This window comes from Fusobacteria bacterium ZRK30, assembly GCA_024628785.1.
In the GTDB taxonomy this organism is placed as follows: Bacteria; Fusobacteriota; Fusobacteriia; order Fusobacteriales; family Fusobacteriaceae; genus Psychrilyobacter.
In genome coordinates this window covers 2,306,554-2,324,908 of sequence record CP102405.1, presented here as the reverse complement: position 1 = coordinate 2,324,908, position 18,355 = coordinate 2,306,554, and the positions used below count along the sequence as shown (strand labels likewise).

The 18,355-nt window shown below is 33.6% G+C and carries 17 protein-coding genes; 16 read left to right on the top strand and 1 reads right to left on the bottom strand.

The features are described 5' to 3' along the window. Positions 1-10 precede the first annotated feature (10 nt). Positions 11-1,366 (bottom strand): magnesium transporter, encoded by a 1,356-nt coding sequence (gene mgtE / locus NRK67_16280; protein ID UUV18822.1) that lies wholly within the window; start codon positions 1,364-1,366, stop codon positions 11-13. A 371-nt stretch (positions 1,367-1,737) separates the two neighbouring features. Between mgtE and NRK67_16275 the strand changes: the two genes are divergently transcribed. From NRK67_16275 to ortB, 16 genes are all read left to right on the top strand, one after another. Beyond that, positions 1,738-2,907: a nucleotidyltransferase gene (locus tag NRK67_16275; protein UUV18821.1), complete on the top strand. Its 1,170-nt coding sequence runs from the start codon at positions 1,738-1,740 to the stop codon at positions 2,905-2,907. A 69-nt stretch (positions 2,908-2,976) separates the two neighbouring features. Then, positions 2,977-4,350, top strand: coding sequence for an MFS transporter (locus NRK67_16270; protein ID UUV18820.1), 1,374 nt, complete (start codon positions 2,977-2,979; stop codon positions 4,348-4,350). A gap of 187 nt (positions 4,351-4,537) precedes the next feature. Then, positions 4,538-4,747 (top strand): helix-turn-helix transcriptional regulator, encoded by a 210-nt coding sequence (locus tag NRK67_16265; protein UUV18819.1) that lies wholly within the window; start codon positions 4,538-4,540, stop codon positions 4,745-4,747. Positions 4,748-4,885: 138 nt separating this feature from the next. After that, positions 4,886-5,896, top strand: coding sequence for a BMP family ABC transporter substrate-binding protein (locus NRK67_16260; GenBank protein UUV18818.1), 1,011 nt, complete (start codon positions 4,886-4,888; stop codon positions 5,894-5,896). 84 nt (positions 5,897-5,980) lie between these two features. Next, complete coding sequence (locus tag NRK67_16255) at positions 5,981-6,166, top strand: hypothetical protein (GenBank protein ID UUV19962.1); 186 nt, start codon at positions 5,981-5,983, stop codon at positions 6,164-6,166. 126 nt (positions 6,167-6,292) lie between these two features. After that, positions 6,293-7,288 carry a BMP family ABC transporter substrate-binding protein gene (locus tag NRK67_16250; GenBank protein UUV18817.1) on the top strand — a complete coding sequence of 332 codons (996 nt, stop codon included), beginning with the start codon at positions 6,293-6,295 and terminating at the stop codon, positions 7,286-7,288. Between the two features lie 275 nt (positions 7,289-7,563). Continuing rightward, on the top strand, positions 7,564-8,559 hold the full coding sequence (locus NRK67_16245; protein UUV18816.1) for a BMP family ABC transporter substrate-binding protein: 996 nt from the start codon (positions 7,564-7,566) through the stop codon (positions 8,557-8,559). A gap of 420 nt (positions 8,560-8,979) precedes the next feature. Further along, complete coding sequence (hemW, locus tag NRK67_16240) at positions 8,980-10,071, top strand: radical SAM family heme chaperone HemW (protein ID UUV18815.1); 1,092 nt, start codon at positions 8,980-8,982, stop codon at positions 10,069-10,071. 10 nt (positions 10,072-10,081) lie between these two features. Further along, positions 10,082-10,756 (top strand): YggS family pyridoxal phosphate-dependent enzyme, encoded by a 675-nt coding sequence (locus tag NRK67_16235; GenBank protein UUV18814.1) that lies wholly within the window; start codon positions 10,082-10,084, stop codon positions 10,754-10,756. 11 nt (positions 10,757-10,767) lie between these two features. After that, a complete protein-coding gene (sepF, locus tag NRK67_16230) occupies positions 10,768-11,220 on the top strand; it encodes a cell division protein SepF (protein UUV18813.1) in 453 nt (150 codons plus the stop codon). A gap of 156 nt (positions 11,221-11,376) precedes the next feature. Continuing rightward, on the top strand, positions 11,377-12,684 hold the full coding sequence (locus NRK67_16225) for an MATE family efflux transporter (GenBank protein ID UUV18812.1): 1,308 nt from the start codon (positions 11,377-11,379) through the stop codon (positions 12,682-12,684). An 87-nt stretch (positions 12,685-12,771) separates the two neighbouring features. Continuing rightward, complete coding sequence (locus tag NRK67_16220) at positions 12,772-13,764, top strand: 7-cyano-7-deazaguanine synthase (protein ID UUV18811.1); 993 nt, start codon at positions 12,772-12,774, stop codon at positions 13,762-13,764. Between the two features lie 440 nt (positions 13,765-14,204). Further along, a complete protein-coding gene (gene alr / locus NRK67_16215) occupies positions 14,205-15,401 on the top strand; it encodes an alanine racemase (GenBank protein UUV18810.1) in 1,197 nt (398 codons plus the stop codon). 30 nt (positions 15,402-15,431) lie between these two features. Further along, entirely contained in the window at positions 15,432-16,490 is a 1,059-nt protein-coding gene (gene ord / locus NRK67_16210; protein ID UUV18809.1) for a 2,4-diaminopentanoate dehydrogenase, read from the top strand. A gap of 121 nt (positions 16,491-16,611) precedes the next feature. Next, the gene (gene ortA / locus NRK67_16205) at positions 16,612-16,914 is read left to right on the top strand and encodes a 2-amino-4-oxopentanoate thiolase subunit OrtA (protein UUV19959.1); all 303 of its coding nucleotides are present in this window, start codon (positions 16,612-16,614) and stop codon (positions 16,912-16,914) included. Continuing rightward, positions 16,914-18,311, top strand: coding sequence for a 2-amino-4-oxopentanoate thiolase subunit OrtB (gene ortB / locus NRK67_16200; protein ID UUV18808.1), 1,398 nt, complete (start codon positions 16,914-16,916; stop codon positions 18,309-18,311). The genes ortA and ortB overlap by 1 nt, the downstream gene beginning before the upstream one ends. Positions 18,312-18,355 lie beyond the last annotated feature (44 nt).

Sequence of the window (18,355 nt, the reverse complement as noted above, 5' to 3'; positions counted from 1 at the left end):
ATCCTCCTTCTTATACAGGCATAAAAGTGGTAATTAAGTGAAAATAAACAACCAATGCCAGTACGTCTACAATTGTTGTAATTAATGGCCCGGCCATAAGAGCGGGATCAAACTTTAATTTTTGTGCCCCTAGGGGAAGAATAGCTCCCACTAATTTTGCTAAGACAACAGTAAAAAATAGAGTAGCTGAAACTACAAATGCAATCTCTAACTTATTTGCCCTTCCAAAAAGAGTAATCTCTAAATAATATAACCTTAAAAAATTAATGATGGATAGAATAAGAGCCACAAGAAAACTGACTTTAAATTCTTTTATCATTATCTTGAGCCAGTCTCCTAAACTGATATTTCCCAGAGAGAGTTCCCTGATTACAAGGGTAGATGTCTGAGCACCGGAATTCCCTGCTGTATCCATCAATAGAGGGATGAATCCATTCAGTATAGGAAGAAGAGCCAAAGTGTGCTCATACTTTCCGATTACTCCAGAGGTAAAAGAGGCAGAAATCATAAGGATAAGGAGCCATGGGATCCTTTTCTTTGCCATATCAAGGGAGTTTACATCCATATATTTATCTGTAAGGGGATTGATAGCAGCCATTTTCTGCATATCTTCGGTATTTTCTTCCTCTATAACTTCTACAATATCATCTATGGTAATTATCCCGGTGAGTCTTCCCTCTAAGTCTACAACAGGAATGGAGATAAGGTCGTATTTTTTAAATTTATCTGCAATAATTTCTTGGTCATCTAAAGTATTTACAGTAACTATATCATCTGATTTATATATATCCGATATTTTTTGATCTAATTCAGCTAAGATAATCGATCTAAGGGATAAAACTCCTAAGAGTTTTATAGATTTATCGGTAATATAAGCTGTATAGATACTTTCTGAAGTTTTTCCTGTACTTCTAATATGTTTTAGTGCTTCACTGATACTCATATCTTCTTTTAAAGAAAGGTATTCAGTGGTCATAAGACTACCTGCTGATTCTTCCGGATAGCTTAAAAACTGATTTATCTTTTTTCTGTTCTCAACGGTAGATACCTGTAATAGCTTGGTTACGATATTGGCCGGCATCTCCTCGATTAAGTCTATCAAATCATCAAAGAATAATTCATCTATTAATTCTGTTGTTTCTCCTTTAGAAAATGAGGTTATCAGTCTTAACTGTTCCTCGGATTCTAAATAGGAAAACGATCTTACTGCCAGCTCCTTAGGTAGCAGCCTATAGATTATGATTTCCTCTCTAGTAGGTACCTCGCTAATGATCTCACTGATGGTAACTGGGTTTAATTTGATCAATTCTTCCTTAAGTTTGTTAAACTTTTTTTCTTTTATTAACTCTAATAGTATGTTTTTCACATATAGTCCTCCTATTGGTTTACATTTTTTTCATCACATCCAGCCTGCGTATACAATCGTCCATACAACTCAACTCCTCTTAAAATAAAATTTATTTTGTACCTAAAAAAAGGTTATCTAGGTAATCAAGTTATTATAATATAGATACTAAATATCTTCAATACTTTTAAAATATATATAAGAATATAAAAAAATTATGTATAATAGTGGTAATGGATAAAAAAGTTAAAAGTTAAAGTCGGAAAAAAATTAAATTAAAAGTAAAAGTTTAAACGATGTAAATTAGATTTATAAAGGAGAGGTTTTGTGATTATCTAGAAAAAAAATTAACAGGTGAATTTACAAGATTATTCCAGGTTTAAAAGGAGAGAATGATGAGAGCGACAGGAATAGTGGTGGAGTATAACCCATTTCATAATGGACATAAACTTCATTTAATGGAAGCTAAAAAAAATGGTGATCTGGTTATAGCAGTAATGAGTGGAAATTTTTTACAGAGGGGGGAACCTGCCATATATGATAAGTGGACCAGGGCTCATATGGCTCTTAAAAATGGGGTAGATATTGTAGTGGAACTACCTGTATTTTATTCTGCCCAGGCAGCGGAGATATTTTCCCATGGAGCTGTAGATATCTTAGATAAATTAGGGGCAGAAAATTTAATTTTCGGTTCAGAATCTTCAGATCTGAAAAAATTAAAAAAAATTGCTTATCTGCAGATAGATGAAAAAGAAGTTGTAGATGAAAAGATAAAGGAAAGGATGGATGGAGGGGTATCCTATCCTAATGCCATAAACTCTGTTATAGAGGAACTTTTAGGAGAAAAAGGTATCTTGAAACCCAACGATATACTGGGAGTGGAGTATATCAAAGCCATCAGAAAGTTAGGTTCCTCTATGGAAGCCAGACTCATAGAGAGAAAGGCTGTAGGATATCATGACAAGGAAATAATAGATGAGATTACCAGTGCTACCTCCATAAGGGAGATGATAAAGGAGGGGAGGACAAGTGAGATAAAAAGAGTAATGCCGGCAGAGAGTCTTGAATTTTTAGGCACCCCTACTTATCTGGAAAATTTCTATCCCTTATTGAGGTATGAGATTTTAAATAACTATGAGGAGCTTAAGTTTATTGCCGATATAGAGGTAGGGTTAGATAACAGGATTTTTGAGATGGCAGTAAAATACCCGGATTTTCATGATTTTTATAAAAACCTCATGACCAAGAGATATACCAATGGAAGGATCCAGAGGGTGCTCACACATATTCTTCTGAAGATAGATAAAAAAATAATAGATGAAACCAAGACCGGGACTACATATGTAAAAATATTAGGGTTTTCACAAAAAGGGAGCAGGTATCTCAAGGAAAAAAAGGATACATTGAGGATAAAACCTTTGTCAGGGTTGAAAAATGTCAGTCTGATCTTAGATGAAAGGGAGAGGGAACTCCTAAATTTTGAGATAAAATGTGACAGAATATATGGAATAATCAATCCCTATGAGGAGAGAAAGTTTCCTATAATTATTAAAAATAATTAAGGGATAAAAATTAAAAGATTTGTTATGTACAGGCAACCTATGAATTACCTGTAAGGTTTCTTAGAAATTATGATAAGGAGGAAAAAATTGGAACAAACAAAATTAAGTTTAAAATACCAGATATTTTATGGGGTAGGAGTCAGTTATGCCATAGTGGATCAGATATTTGCCCAGTGGGTGCTGTATTATTACCTGCCCCCTGAAAATTCAGGATTAACACCTATAATGGCACCGATCTTAATATCTTTAGCATTAATTGTATCGAGATCTGTAGATATGATCTCAGATCCCTTGGTGGGATTCTGGTCAGACAGGGTGGATACCAGGTGGGGCAGGAGGATACCCTTTATAGCAGCGGGAGCTGTACCCCTGGCACTGTCGACTATAGCGTTTTTTTATCCGATATTAGGAAACGATTGGATAACATTTATATATTTAATGTGCACAGGGTCTGTATTTTTTGTATTCTATACCATAGTAGGAGCTCCATATAACGCCATGATCCCGGAGATAGGTAATACCAAGGAAGAGAGACTTAATTTATCTACCTGGCAGTCTGTATTCAGACTTTTATATACTGCATTGGCGATGATCTTACCAGGAGTTTTGATAAAAGTAATAGGTGGAGGAGATACCCAGAAAGGTGTCAGAGGAATGGTTATTGTGTTAGCTGTATTTTCTGTTTTGCCGGCTCTCATAACTATATTTGGTGTACCGGAGAAGAAATTATCCCATGGAAGGAAATCTACAGAATCTTTAAAAAATTCAATTAAGATAATATTTGAGGATAGATCTTTTATCTATTATCTCCTTGGACTACTGTTTTTCTTCATAGGATTCAATACACTTCGTGGAACGATGAACTATTTTGTGGAGGATGTTATGGGGTTAGGAAAGGAAGCTATAACTGTGGCTTCAGCTGTATTGTTTGGGATGTCAGCATTATTTTTCTACCCAACCAACAGACTTTGTAAAAAAGTAGGCTATAAAAAACCTATGCTGATCTCACTTCTTATTTTGATAATTACATCACTACTGCTGAACTACCTTGGACGGGGAGTGCCGGTTAAATATGGATTTGCATTATTTGGATTGATCGGGATACCAGTTGCAGGTGCAGCATTTATCTATCCGCCGGCAATGCTCAGTGAGATAGGAACTCGTATAACTAAGGACAGCGGAACCCAGGTCGAGGGAATATGTTTTGGGATTCAGGGTTTTTTCCTTAAAATGGCATTCTTGGTATCCATAGCTACTCTGCCAATCTTATTAGTGGCAGGAGCAGGGAGTTTAATAGATGCTATGACCTCAAAACCACAGGGAGTAGAGAGAAGTGGTGTATATGCAACCACTATATTTTCAGCCATCTCCTTTGGAATTTCCTTTGTTTTTTATTATCTTTATCCAGAAAAACAGGTGGAGGAAGATGGAGAAAGGAATTAAAAATTAAGTGCTACTTAATTTTTTTATAAAAAAATAGGAAAATCATTGATTTTTCTTGACTTATATGTTATCATGAGTGAAGCTAATGCATTTTTTTAGTGACCTCCAAAATTAATGAAATTTTTTAATTAAAAGGGAGATTATAATCACTTTAAAAGATCTTAGTGAAATGATTGGGAGGAATATAATGAACTTAAGAGATAGATTAATTGAAGAATGTAGGACATACCGTAGGGAAAATGGAGTTACACAAAGAGAGTTAGGAGAAAAATTAGGAAAACATACTTCAGCAGTAGGTAGATTTGAAATAGGAGCTATTGATCCTAGATTAAAATTTGTACAAAATCTATTAAATGCTATGGGAAAAGAGATTATCATAGTAGATAAAGTTAGATAGGTGAGAGTTAAGGATTAGTATATAGCTAATCCTTTTTTTTTTTACATTTAATAAAAGGTAATATAAGGACATAGGTCCTGTTTATTGGGATGATATTAGTGTATAATACTGAAAGTTTATAAAAGGAGTGGTGAAGAGATGAAAAAAATGATAACACTTATAATGGTTATTATGGCATTATTATTAACAGCATGTGGTGGAGCAAAGGAAGAAAAAGTAGAGGATAATGGGGCTTTAAAAGTAGGATTAGTACTCTCTACAGGGGGATTAGGAGACAAATCATTTAATGACTCAGCTTATGCAGGTCTTAAAGAAGCAGAAGAGAAATTAGGAGTAAAAATAAAATATGTAGAACCGGCAAATGTATCTGAATTTGATACGTTTTTAAGACAGTTTGCAGAAGCAGATTACGATCTAATAGTTGGTATAGGATTCCAAATGAGAGATTCTATAGTTAAAGTAGCAGAGGAATATCCAGCGGTACACTTCTTAATGGTAGATGAACCTATCGATATGCCTAATGTAATATCAGCTACATTCAATGAACCAGAGGGATCATTTGTTGCAGGAGCATTGGCAGGAATGATGACAAAAACAGATACAATAGGATTTATAGGTGGAATGGAAGTACCACTTATCAAAAGATTTGGAGATGGATTTATGGCAGGAGCAAAATACATCAATCCTAAAATGACTACATTTGAAGCATATGTTGGTGGAAACAGTCCATTTAACGACCCAGCTCGTGGAAAAGAAATGGCTTTATCTATGATCGATAGTAAAGCAGATGTTGTATACCATGCAGCAGCAGGGTCAGGAATGGGAGTATTTGAAGCAGCTAAAGAAAGAGGCGTATACGCAGTAGGTGTAGACTCTAATCAAGATGGAGTAGTACCAGGAACAGTACTTACTTCTATGCTTAAAAAAGTGGATAAAGCAGTATTTGCTATAATCAAAGAAACAAAAGAAAAAGGATTTACAGCAGGACAAAAAGACTTTAATCTAGCTAATGATGGTGTGGGAATAACAGATCTTCAATATACTAAAGATCAAATTAGTGAAGATAAATTAAAAAGGATAGAAGAGATCAAAGCAGATATTATATCAGGTAAAATTGATGTAGCAGCAGAGATGTCAAAATTAAAATAAATATTTTTAGGAGTTAATTTTTATAAATTAACTCCTTTTTTTTATATCCTACAATAACTTATAAAAGAAAAGGGAGGATTAACTATGAAAAAACTAATTATTAATGCCAATGTCTTTGATGGTAAAAACGAAGAACTACAAAGAAATGTATCTATTCTTATTGAAAATAACCTAATCACTAAGATCACCCATGAGGATATCTCAAAGACTGAAGGTCATTTAAAAAGGGGGAAATGCTACAACACTAATATTAAAAGTATAAAAATGTAATCATTTTATTATGGATTGAAAGTGTTTGAAAAGTTAATTTTATGAACATATTTTTTCATTTTATTGTTGAATACGGTAAAAAAATGTGTTATTATAAATTAGAATCATATTTAACGGGAGGAAGAGATGAAAAAAATATTTATATTACTCACAGTAGTTTTTGCTATGCTTTTAACTGCATGTGGAGGGAAAACAGAGGAAACGAAAGAAGTTAAGGCTGAAACACCTCTTAATGTTGGAATCGTTTTATCTACAGGTGGATTAGGAGATAAGTCATTCAATGACTCGGCTTATAGAGGACTTACTATGGCAGAGGAAAAATTAGGGATTAAATTTAAATATGTAGAACCAGCTTCTCCATCGGAAGATACACAATTTTTAAGAGAATTTGCTGAAAACAACTACGATTTAGTAGTAGGTGTAGGATTCTTAATGAAAGATTCAGTAGAAACAGTAGCAAAAGAACATCCAAATGTTAAGTTTGCTATAATAGACGAAGTAATCGACGCACCTAATGTAACTTCATTAGTATTTGCAGAAGATGAAGGTTCATTCTTAGTAGGAGCTTTAGCGGCTATGATGACAAAAACAAATACAGTTGGATTTGTTGGTGGAATGGAAGTACCTTTAATTCAAAAATTTGAAAGTGGATATGTTCAAGGGGCAAAATATATAAATTCTGATATCAAAGTAACTACGTTATATACATCTGGACCAAATCCTTTTAACGACCCAGTTAGAGGAAAAGAGAATGCAATTGCAGAATATAACCAAGGTGCAGACGTAATTTTCCATGCAGCTGGTGGAACAGGAACTGGAGTAATTGAAGGAGCCAAAGCAATGGGAATCTATGCAATTGGTGTAGACTCAGATCAAGACTATGTAGCTCCGGGAACAGTACTTACTTCTATGATTAAAAATGTAGACCAGGCAGTTTTTGCAACAGTAAAAGATGTTAAAGAAGGAACTTTTAAAACTGGAGTAAATAGATTTGGTGTGGCTAACAATGGTGTAGGAATATCTAAACTTGAGTATACTAAAGATATTATCGGTGAAGAAAAAATACAAAAATTAGAAGAAATTAAGCAAGGTATAATTGATGGTTCAATCAAATTAAAATAATTTTTTAAAACCTAGGAAAACTCCTAGGTTTTTTTTATGTTTAAATTTCATAATTAAAACATAAAAAATATATCGAATATATAATGGATAGTTCCATTATTGAAAATAACTTTGAAAAATAACCTGATTATTTAGATAGGATCTGTTAAATTTTTTTATTATAGATTGAAAGGCTTTTAATGTTAAATTTTGTAAATATGTTTTATTTTAATTATTGAATAGGCTAAAAAAATATGATACTATAAATCTCAGAATAATATTTAACAGGAGGACAGATGAAAAAAATATTTATATTACTTACAGTAGTTTTTACTATACTTTTAACTGCATGTGGAGGGAAAACAGAGGAAACGAAAGATGTTAATGCGGAAAAACCTCTCAATGTTGGAATCGTTTTATCTACAGGTGGATTAGGAGATAAGTCATTCAATGATTCAGCTTACAGAGGACTTACTATGGCAGAGGAAAAATTAGGGATTAAATTTAAATATGTAGAGCCGGCTTCTCCAGCGGAAGATACACAATTTTTAAGAGAGTTTGCTGAAAATAACTATGATTTAGTAGTAGGTGTAGGGTTTTTAATGACAGATTCACTAGAAGCCGTAGCAAAAGAATTTCCAGATGTTAAATTTGCTATGATAGAAGGAGTTATAGATGCACCTAATGTAACTTCATTATTATTTGCAGAGGATGAAGGGTCATTCTTAGTAGGAGCTTTAGCAGCTATGATGACAAAGACTAATACAATTGGGTTTGTTGGTGGAATGGAAGTACCTATAGTTAAAAATTTTCAAAGAGGATATGTACAAGGGGCAAAATATATTAACTCTAATATTAAAATACAAACGTTATATACTACTGGACCAAATCCTTTTAACGATCCGGTTAGAGGAAAAGAAAATGCAATTGCAGAATATAATCAAGGTGCAGACGTAATTTTCCATGCAGCTGGTGGAACAGGAACTGGAGTAATCGAGGGAGCCAAAGCAATGGGGATCTATGCAATTGGTGTAGATTCAGATCAAGACTATGTAGCTCCGGGAACAGTGCTTACTTCTATGACAAAAAATGTAGACCAGGCAGTTTTTGCAACAATAAAAGATGTTAAAGAGGGAATTTTTAAAGCTGGAGTAAATAGATTTGGTATAGCTAATAACGGTGTGGGAACATCTAAATTTGAGTATACTAGAGATGTTATCGGTGAAGAAAAAATACAAAAATTAGAAGAGATTAAGCAAGGTATAATTGATGGTTCAATCAAATTAAAATAATTTTTTAAAACCTAGGAGTTTTCCTAGGTTTTTTTTTAGTTCAGTAAATTTTCCCCCCAAGGGCATCACTAAAATACTACTCGCAAGAAGTATCACCAAGATTTCTACTAGATAAAGAGTATCACCAAAGTCTCTAAAAATTTACAATGTAAATTAAGAACTTTGAGATAAAGATTATTACATAATCTAAGAATCTTGAGATATTAGTTTACTCTGTAAACATAGAATTTTGCGATAAAATTTATTAAAAGTTTAATTATGATTAACTGGATGCAACGTCACGTTGCTTTTTTTATTTATAAAATGGTTTCTAATAAGTTGATTTTTTTGTTATAATTAACTTATATTTAAAAAGTATAGAATTTTATAAGGTATTTTAAAAATAAAAAATTAATTAAGTAATAGAAGGGATGAAAAATTATGTGTGACGCTATATATATTCATATTCCATTTTGTGTGAAAAAATGCGGGTATTGTGATTTTCTTTCATTTTCATGTGAGGAAAAAAGTAAGGCAGACAGGAGTGAATATGTAGAAAAATTGATAGAGGAGATAAGGTTATATCCGAACTTAAGATATGATACCGTTTATTTTGGAGGAGGAACACCATCTCTATTAGAAGTAGAAGAGATCGAAAAGATCTTAGGTGAACTATCTATAAATAAAGGGGCTGAGATCACTCTGGAAGTAAACCCACAAACAGTGGATATGCAAAAATTAGAAGGATTCAAGAAAATAGGAATCAATAGGCTGAGTATTGGGATACAAAGTTTTAACGATGAAAAATTAAAAGTTTTAGGACGAATTCATAGTAAGGAGATAGCTCTCCGAACCTATAATGATGCTAGAAAAGCAGGGTTTGAAAATATCAGTATCGATCTGATTTTTGCTACGCCTGATCAGACTATTGCGGAACTTGAAGAAGATTTAGAGATAGTTGAAAGAATCTCTCCGGAGCATATATCTATATATTCCTTAATCTGGGAGGAAGGGACAAAATTTATGGATCTTTTAGACAGTGGAAAATTAAACCCTTTGGATAATTCTTTGGAAGCAAAGATGTATGAATTAATAATAGAAAGGCTGAAAAAAATAGGATATCTTCATTATGAGATATCTAATTTTGCAAAACAAGGATACGAAGGAAGACATAACAGTAAATATTGGAAAAATGTAGAATATATAGGAGTTGGACTGGGAGCTTCTGGATATTATAAAGGGATTAGATATAAAAATGAGATAGAGCTGTCTGATTATTATAAAAAGATAGGTACAGCTGAAAAACCTTTAATGGAAGAAGAAGAGGTCAGTGAGAAAGACAGGATAGAAAATTATTATATTTTGGGACTCCGTCTTCTAAATAAAGGGATAGAGGCAGAAGATAACCTTTACTTTGAAAAAATAAAGAAATTGTGTGAAAAAGGATATTTAAAAAATGAAGAAGGCAGGTATAAGCTGACATCTAAGGGGCTTATGTTTGCAAATGATGTTTTTGTAGAGATCATGGAATAGAGGGGGATTAATGGGAATAAAAGAAAATATTTTAGAATTAAAAAATGAGATAGAAAAATACTCACCTAATCCAGGGAAGGTAACACTGCTGCCCACTACAAAATATGTAGATGCTTATGGTGTTTTAGAGGTAGTGAAGGCAGGCTGCATAGTTGTAGGAGAAAATAGGGTACAGGCTTTGGAAGAAAAAAGAAATATTTTAGAAGATTTAGAAACAGGAGATATAAAATGGCATTTTATTGGAAATTTACAAAAAAATAAAGTGAAATATATTGCACCATATATTGAGATGATTCATTCTGTGAATAAGATCTCTCTGGCGAGTGAGATCGATAAAAGAGCTAAACAAAATAATAGAAGGATAAAAGTATTGTTAGAGGTAAATATATCCAAAGAGGAAAGTAAAGAGGGGTATTCAATAGAAAGACTATACGAGGAATTGCCAGACCTTTTAAAATTTGAAAATATAGAGATCTGTGGTCTTATGACTATGGCTCCTTTTACTGAAGAAGAAGAAGTAGTAAGGAAGGTTTTTTCAGACCTAAAAAAATTGAAAGATGAATTAAATGAAACGCATTTTAATGGTAGCCTGGTAGAGCTTTCTATGGGGATGACAAATGATTATAAGGTAGCTCTTTCAGAGGGGGCAACAATACTTAGAGTTGGAAGTAAGATATTCAAGTAGGAGGAGAAATTATGGAATTATTTAAAAATTTTAAACAGGTATTAGGTTTTGAAGGGACAGAAGAATTAAATGAAATTGAAGATGATATAATGGTTGAAATGGATGGAGAAGAAAAAGAGGAAGAGGAGTTATCCGTTCCATCTTCACCTACAGCTACACCGAGTTTAAAGAGTAATGTATATAAAAACAGTGAAAATATAAGTGATTATCAAACTATTTTTGTCAGTCCTATTAATTTTGAAGAGTGTAAAAAAATTGCTAATTATATAAATAAAGAAAAGATTGTAACGGTAAATTTAGAGAGTTTAAGCAATGAATCAGCTCAGAGGATGTTAGATTTTTTAAGTGGAGCTATGGAAGTAAAGAAAGCTAGGTTTATAACTGTGAGTAAGAAGGTATATGTATCTGTACCAGATGGAATAAAATCCTATGTAGAAGATGAAAACAACGAAATATTTGGATAGAAAAAAAAGATTCTAACGTCTAAGGAGTTAGAATCTTTTTTTAATTTAAAAATATTAAGAGAGAAATTAAAAAAGGTTGCATATGGTATAGGACCATGTTATAACATATTGAAAATAGTCGAAACTAATTAAAATATTGTTTTAGGAGGCATGAAAATGGATTTAAGAAAAGATCCTATACTAAAATTATTTCTAAATTATCTGCTGCCATCGGTGGCAGGGACATTATCTGTGGGGATATTAATTTTTATAGATACTTTATTTATAGGTCGTGGTATAGGAAGTTTAGGGTTAGCAGCTCTGACCACGGCAGTACCTATGTTTACTCTGTATTCATCTATAGGGTTATTGCTGGGTATGGGAGGAGCTACTGTAGGAGCGATAGAGTTAGGTCGTGGAAAAAAAGATAGTTTAAAAATAGCTTTTACCAATGCATTACTACTAGCTGTAGGATTAAGTGTTGTATTGACAATAATACAGCAGTTTTTTTTGAGGGACATAGTAAATGGATTAGGAGCTACTCCAGAAATTTATAGTATGGTAAGATCGTATTTAAATGTGATATCACTGTTTACATGTTTTTATTTAATACCTCATACTATGAATTTATTTATCAGAAATGATAATAATCCAAATTTGGCCATGATAGGGATGATGGTTTGCGGAGTAACAAATATTGTTTTAGATTATATATTCATATTTATATTTAAGTGGGGGATGATAGGGGCAGCTGCAGCTACAGGAATAGCTCAACTGACCTATACCTTGGTTTTAGCAACTCACTTTATTAGTTCGAAAAATACATTGAGAATAATAAAAGACGGGATTGATATTAAAATATTAAAAAGAATAGTAAAAATAGGATTTCCAAGCTTTATAACAGATGCATTTGGAGGGATAGTAATTTTTTTATTGAATGGAATATTATTTAAACTCAGTGGATCGATAGGAGTTTCTGCCTATGCTATCATACTTAATATAAATTGGATGATCTATCTTTTGTATTTAGGTATATCCCAGGCATCCCAGCCCATCATAAGTATAAATTACGGGAGTAATTTAAAAAGTCGCTTAAATGAGATGTTGAAAATAGGAGCAATAACTTCATTTTGTCTAGGGATATTGATATATATAGGAGTTGTTTTTTATAGGGAAGAATTGGTAAACTTATTTGTTAATGAAAATAAGGAACTTACAGAGGTTGCAACAAATGGATTCCCATTATTTTTTATAGCTATAATTTTTATGGGGTTCAATCTATTTATGGGAACTTATTTTCAAGCTGTGGAGCAGACAAAAATTTCAATGTTTGTAATGTTTCTTAGGGGCCTTGGGGTGACTGTGTTACTATTATATCCAATGGCTAGATTCTATGGGATAGAGGGCGTTTGGTTAACTCTGCCATTTGCGGAAATGATAACTACCGGTTTAATTATTTGGTGGATAAAGAAAAAAATGGTATAATGTTTTATTTACTAATGAAGTAAAAAAACAATTTATTTAGAGGGGATAAAACTCCTTGAGCATTTTAAAAGGACGGTGGAACAAAAGATGAAAGCATTAGCACTTTTTTCAGGTGGATTAGACAGTAGTCTAGCTATTAAGTTAGTACAAAAGCAGGGGATAGAGGTTATAGCACTTAATTTTGTATCTCATTTTTTCGGTGGAAAAAACGAGAAAGCGGATAATATGGCTAAACAATTGGGAGTAAAATTAGAATATGTAGATTTTAGTGAGATTCATACAGAATTGGTTAAAAATCCTCCAAGTGGAAGGGGGAAAAATATGAATCCATGTATCGATTGTCATGCTCTTATGTTTGAAAAAGCGGGAGAATTATTAGAAAAATATGGAGCTAGTTTTTTGATATCTGGAGAGGTTTTAGGACAAAGACCCATGTCACAAAATTTTAGTTCATTGAATAGAGTTAAAAAATTATCTGGTGTAGATTTAGGAGAGTTAATAGTAAGGCCGCTATGTGCTAAATTATTACCTATTACAAAACCAGAGGAATTAGGATGGATAGACAGAGAACAACTTATGGATATTAACGGAAGAAGTAGAAAAGCTCAGCTAGAATTAGTAGAAGAGTGGGGAATTGTAGAATATCCAACTCCTGGCGGGGGATGTATGTTGACAGAGCCAAACTATTCTAAAAGGTTAAGAACTTTAGAGGGGGATGGATTTCTAGAAGATAAATTCTCATTCCTATTTCATTTAGCAAAAAGAGGAAGGTTCTTTAGAGTAGAGAGTGGTAAATATCTATTTGTCGGAAGGGAAAAGGATGATAACTTCAAACTTTCTGAATATAAAAAATATGGAAGTCTTTATATTGCAGGAGCAGGAACTCCGGGACCTGCTATCGTAGGATATGGAGACCTGACTGAAGATCAAATTACCTTAGCTAAGAATTTATTCTCAAGATATTCTCAGGCTAAGGGGAAGAAAAAGATTCAAATAGTTATGAATGAAAAGATTGTAGATGTAGAAGAGGCGGATTTAGAGAAATTAGCTGAAGATATAAAAAAATATTTAGTATTATAAGTAGTGATAAGGTTACAGACAAATTGAGTCTGTAACCTTATTTTTTTTTAAACAAAAAAATGAGGATTCATTCATTTTTTGAATGGTGAAAAATTTATTTTGTTTGAAAAATGAGAAGTTTCTTAGTGAAACCTATATGTTATATATATTATATATATAATTCATAGTGTTCAGTATATTAAAATATACTTAAATGATTAATTTTTAGACAAAAAGTTTGGATTTAGACGATTAATGTATTAATATAAAAGTGAAAGATATATTCAATTGATCAATAATACATATAAATTTAATAGTGGTAGATTGAGAGGCCTTTTTTTACGACATTTATTTTAAATAAAAAAATTGTTATGTTCCTGCGTTTAATATATTATGAGTATGGTGTAAAAAAGATATAAAATATATGCGTTAAAAAGATATTAGGAGTGTGAAGTAAAAAAATGGAATTAAATGTTAAAAGACCTGTTTGGGTAGAGGTTAATTTAGATAGTCTAGGACACAATATGAGAGAGATAAAAAAGCATATAAAACCAGGAACTGAGGTCATGGCAGTAGTAAAAGCTGATGCATATGGCCATGGAGCTTTGGGAGTTATAGATACATTAAAAGCAGAAAATATAAATAAATTTGCAGTGGCAGTATTGTCAGAAGCTATAGAGATAAGAAACAAAGATAAGGAGATACAGATTATATTACTGGGATATACTCCCGATGCCAACTTAGAGGAGGTAATTAAATGGGATATTACTCCTACAATATACTCCCTCAGACAGGCTAAAGTATTGGATGAATTAGCCAGACAACATGGGAAAAAAATTGCAGTACACATAAATGTAGATACAGGGATGCATAGGGTAGGATTACCTATAAAATATAGGACAGTAGAAGTTATAAAAGAGATAAGTGAGATGGATAACCTATATTTAGAAGGGGTATACACCCATTTTGCAGTGGCTGATGAATCGGATAAATGGTATACGTTAAAACAGGTAGAGGAATTTAAATATATAATAGAGGAATTGAAAAAATTAGGAATAGAAATACCTATAAAGCATGTATCAAATAGTGCAGCTATATTGGATCTACCGGAATTTAACTATGATATGGTAAGGGCAGGACTCCTCATGTATGGACACTATCCATCGGAAGTGCAGGAGAAAGATAAAGTAATTGATTTGAAACAGGTGATGTCCCTGCACAGTAAGATCTACCATATAAGAACTCTGGAAAAAGGAGAATCGATAAGTTACGGACTTACATATACGGTAAACAGACAATCCCGGACAGGACTTATACCTATCGGGTATGCAGACGGATACAGCCGTGGACTCAGTAATAAAGGAAGAGTAATTATCAAGGGTAAAAATGCAGTAGCCAGGGTGGCTGGTGCCATCTGTATGGATAAATTTGTGGTAGATATTACAGGCTTAGATGTAGATGGAGGAGATGAAGTTATCTTATTTGGAGAAGATGAATATAATAGAGTAACTCCAGAAGAGATAGCTAATATATTGGGAACGATAAGTTATGAAGTTTTATGTAATGTAAGTAAAAGAGTTCCCAGAGTGTATAAAAAAGATAAGAAAATTGTAGAGATAAAGGATGAGGTGTTAGATAAGATAAACTTAAATTTTTAATTTTCGCCACAGGCGCTAAGGGGGTAAAAGATGAGAAACATTAAGGTAGCAATATGGGGATTTGGAGCAATGGGAAGTGGGATGGCTAAGGCACTCCTGAACAAAAAAGGGATAGAGATTGTAGGTGTATGCGACCTTCATCCAGACAGAGTAGATAAAGAGATGCATGAGGTTTTAGGTTTAAATAAGGGAGATAGAACTCCGGTTTATATAAATGGAAATATAGATGAGGTATTGAAAGAAAAGTCTTGTGATGTGTGTTTGTGTGCCACAGATTCATTTGTAAAAAAAGCATTTCCTAGACTAAAGTTAGTTTTAGAAAAGAAGATAAATGTAATATCTACAGCAGAAGAGATGTCATATCCAAAGGCACAGAGCCCGAAAGAAGCTTTGGAATTAGATAGAATAGCCAAAGAAAATGGTGTATCAATACTGGGAACAGGGATAAATCCAGGACTTATGATGGACCTATTGGTATTGACATTGACAGGAGCTATGACAGATCTTACACATATAAAATCAGAGAGAATAAATAGTTTATCTCCATTTGGTCATGCAGTTATGGAGGAGCAGGGAGTAGGGCTTAGTAAGGAAGAGTTTATAGAGCAAGATAAGGCGGGAACTTTGGCAGGACATGTTGGGTTTGAAGAATCTGTAAATATGATGACAGATGCAGTAGGATGGAAATTAGACGGGCCGTTAAAAACTTCTATGGCTCCTATAGTGACAAATGTTCCTCGTGAAACACAGTATATTAAAGTGGATGCAGGATACGTAGCTGGTTGCTCTATGCTAGGAGATGGATACGTAGATGGTGAGAAGAAAGTAGAGATGGTTCATCCGCAACAAATAGAACCACAATTAGGAGGAGTGGAAACAGGTGACTATATTACATTGACTGGAACTCCTAATGTCAATATGGCGATTACTCCTGAGATAGACGGAGGGATAGGAACTATAGCGATGTGTATCAACATGATACCGCAAATTATAAACTCCAGACCTGGATTAAAAACAATGATTGATCTGCCTATCCCTAGATGTATAGTAGGAGATTATAGGGATATGATAGAGGTAGAACTTAATTAGTGAAAACTAAAAATTAAGATCAAGAATTAGAATTTTTACCTAGATTGAAAAACTAAACCAGAATAAAGGAGTTAGTTTTTCAATCTGATCTTGTAAAATGCGAATGGGAGGGAGAGTTATGATTGCTAAAAAAGGTGACTGGGTAATGGTCTACAACATAGTATTGGAGCCAAAAGATAGAGCTCCTCAAATACCGGAGGATACTAAAAAGGTTCCGTTGGAGATGTGGATAAAGGGATTTTTATTGGAAGATACTGCAGTAGGAGAGATGGCAGATATAGAAACGATAGTAGGAAGAAAGGTTAGCGGAAAATTGGTGGAAATCCATCCTAACCATAAACACAACTATGGAAACCATGTACCTGAAATTTTACAGATAGGAAAAACCCTGAAGGAACTACTTTTTTGCGGGGAGGGGAAATAATGGATAAAAGTTATAATGCTGTGATGTCTAGAAAGACAGAGATAATGAAAAAAGCTGTAGGAATAGATTATAATACCTTTGAGAAGGAAGGGATAGAGTTTGACTATGAAGCAATGATGAGAGAAGCTGGGTATTCATTGGAAGAGATAAAAAAAATACAGGGTGAAACCGGAGTAGGAAATACTCCTATATATGAACTCAGAAATTTAACTAATTTAGCCAGAAAAATGGCCCCGGCTGGAAAGGGAGCCAGAATATTCTTAAAAGATGAGGCATCTAATCCATCTGGAAGTTTTAAAGCCAGACGTGCTGCCACAGCAGTATATCATGCTAAAAAGCTGGGATATAAAGGAGTTATTGCTGCAACTTCCGGAAACTATGGAGCCGCAGTAGCATCTCAGGCAGCTATGCTGGGGTTAAAGTGTATAATAGTGCAGGAGTGCTATGACAGTAATGGAAAAGGTCAGCCTGAAATTGTAGAAAAAGCCAGAAAATGTGAGGCATATGGGGCTGAGGTAGTTCAATTGACTGTAGGACCTGAATTATTTTATTCATTCCTAAATTTACTGGAAGAAACAGGATATTTTAATGCTTCACTCTATACTCCCTTTGGTATAGCAGGGGTAGAGACACTGGGATCGGAATTGGTAGAGCAGATAGTTGAAAAAACCGGTAAACAACCTGATGTAGTGGTGTGTACCAATGCAGGAGGAGGAAATCTTACTGGAACTGCCCGTGGAATTATAAAAGCAGGGGCAGAAGGTATAAAAGTAGTAGGAGCAAGTGTAAATTTAAAGGGACTGCATATGGCATCGGACAGCGATTTTAATAAGAAATCATTTACAACAGGACATACTGGGTTTGGGATACCATTTACAACTAATCCAGACAGATCAGATGTACCCAGATCGGCAGCCAGACCTCTTAGATATATGGATAGATATGTAACGATAACTCAGGGAGAAGTATTTTATATGACAGAATCTCTGGCTCAGTTAGAAGGGCTCGAAAGGGGACCGGCAGGGAATACATCTTTAGCAGCAGCTTTTTCCATAGCCCAGGAGATGGATAAAGAGCAGATAATAGTAGTACAGGAAACAGAGTATACAGGTGCAGGGAAGCATATTCAGCCACAGTTATCCTTTGCAAGGGATAATGGAATAGATCTGCATTTTGGTGACCCAAGAGATGAAGTACCTGGGAAGAGTATAATATTACCGGAACATCCAAATATGATAAAAGCTATCGATTTAGATATGGATAAGATAAGAAGATCGTATATAAAAAATATGGTTAACAAAAAATCTGACAGCAGACAATTTACTGATGAAGAACTAAGCTATATTGCCCTTGAGACAAACTTAACACTAGAAGAAGTAAAAGGAAGATTAAAATAAAAATTATGTAAAAAAAGAAGGTAAAGAAAATTCTGATAGCAGTG

Coding starts and splice junctions, on each gene's coding strand:
- NRK67_16275 (UUV18821.1), top strand. CDS start 1,738: ATGATGAGAGCGACAGGAATAGTGGTGGAGTATAACCCATTTCATAAT.
- NRK67_16270 (UUV18820.1), top strand. CDS start 2,977: ATGATAAGGAGGAAAAAATTGGAACAAACAAAATTAAGTTTAAAATAC.
- NRK67_16265 (UUV18819.1), top strand. CDS start 4,538: ATGAACTTAAGAGATAGATTAATTGAAGAATGTAGGACATACCGTAGG.
- NRK67_16260 (UUV18818.1), top strand. CDS start 4,886: ATGAAAAAAATGATAACACTTATAATGGTTATTATGGCATTATTATTA.
- NRK67_16255 (UUV19962.1), top strand. CDS start 5,981: ATGAAAAAACTAATTATTAATGCCAATGTCTTTGATGGTAAAAACGAA.
- NRK67_16250 (UUV18817.1), top strand. CDS start 6,293: ATGAAAAAAATATTTATATTACTCACAGTAGTTTTTGCTATGCTTTTA.
- NRK67_16245 (UUV18816.1), top strand. CDS start 7,564: ATGAAAAAAATATTTATATTACTTACAGTAGTTTTTACTATACTTTTA.
- hemW (UUV18815.1), top strand. CDS start 8,980: ATGTGTGACGCTATATATATTCATATTCCATTTTGTGTGAAAAAATGC.
- NRK67_16235 (UUV18814.1), top strand. CDS start 10,082: ATGGGAATAAAAGAAAATATTTTAGAATTAAAAAATGAGATAGAAAAA.
- sepF (UUV18813.1), top strand. CDS start 10,768: ATGGAATTATTTAAAAATTTTAAACAGGTATTAGGTTTTGAAGGGACA.
- NRK67_16225 (UUV18812.1), top strand. CDS start 11,377: ATGGATTTAAGAAAAGATCCTATACTAAAATTATTTCTAAATTATCTG.
- NRK67_16220 (UUV18811.1), top strand. CDS start 12,772: ATGAAAGCATTAGCACTTTTTTCAGGTGGATTAGACAGTAGTCTAGCT.
- alr (UUV18810.1), top strand. CDS start 14,205: ATGGAATTAAATGTTAAAAGACCTGTTTGGGTAGAGGTTAATTTAGAT.
- ord (UUV18809.1), top strand. CDS start 15,432: ATGAGAAACATTAAGGTAGCAATATGGGGATTTGGAGCAATGGGAAGT.
- ortB (UUV18808.1), top strand. CDS start 16,914: ATGGATAAAAGTTATAATGCTGTGATGTCTAGAAAGACAGAGATAATG.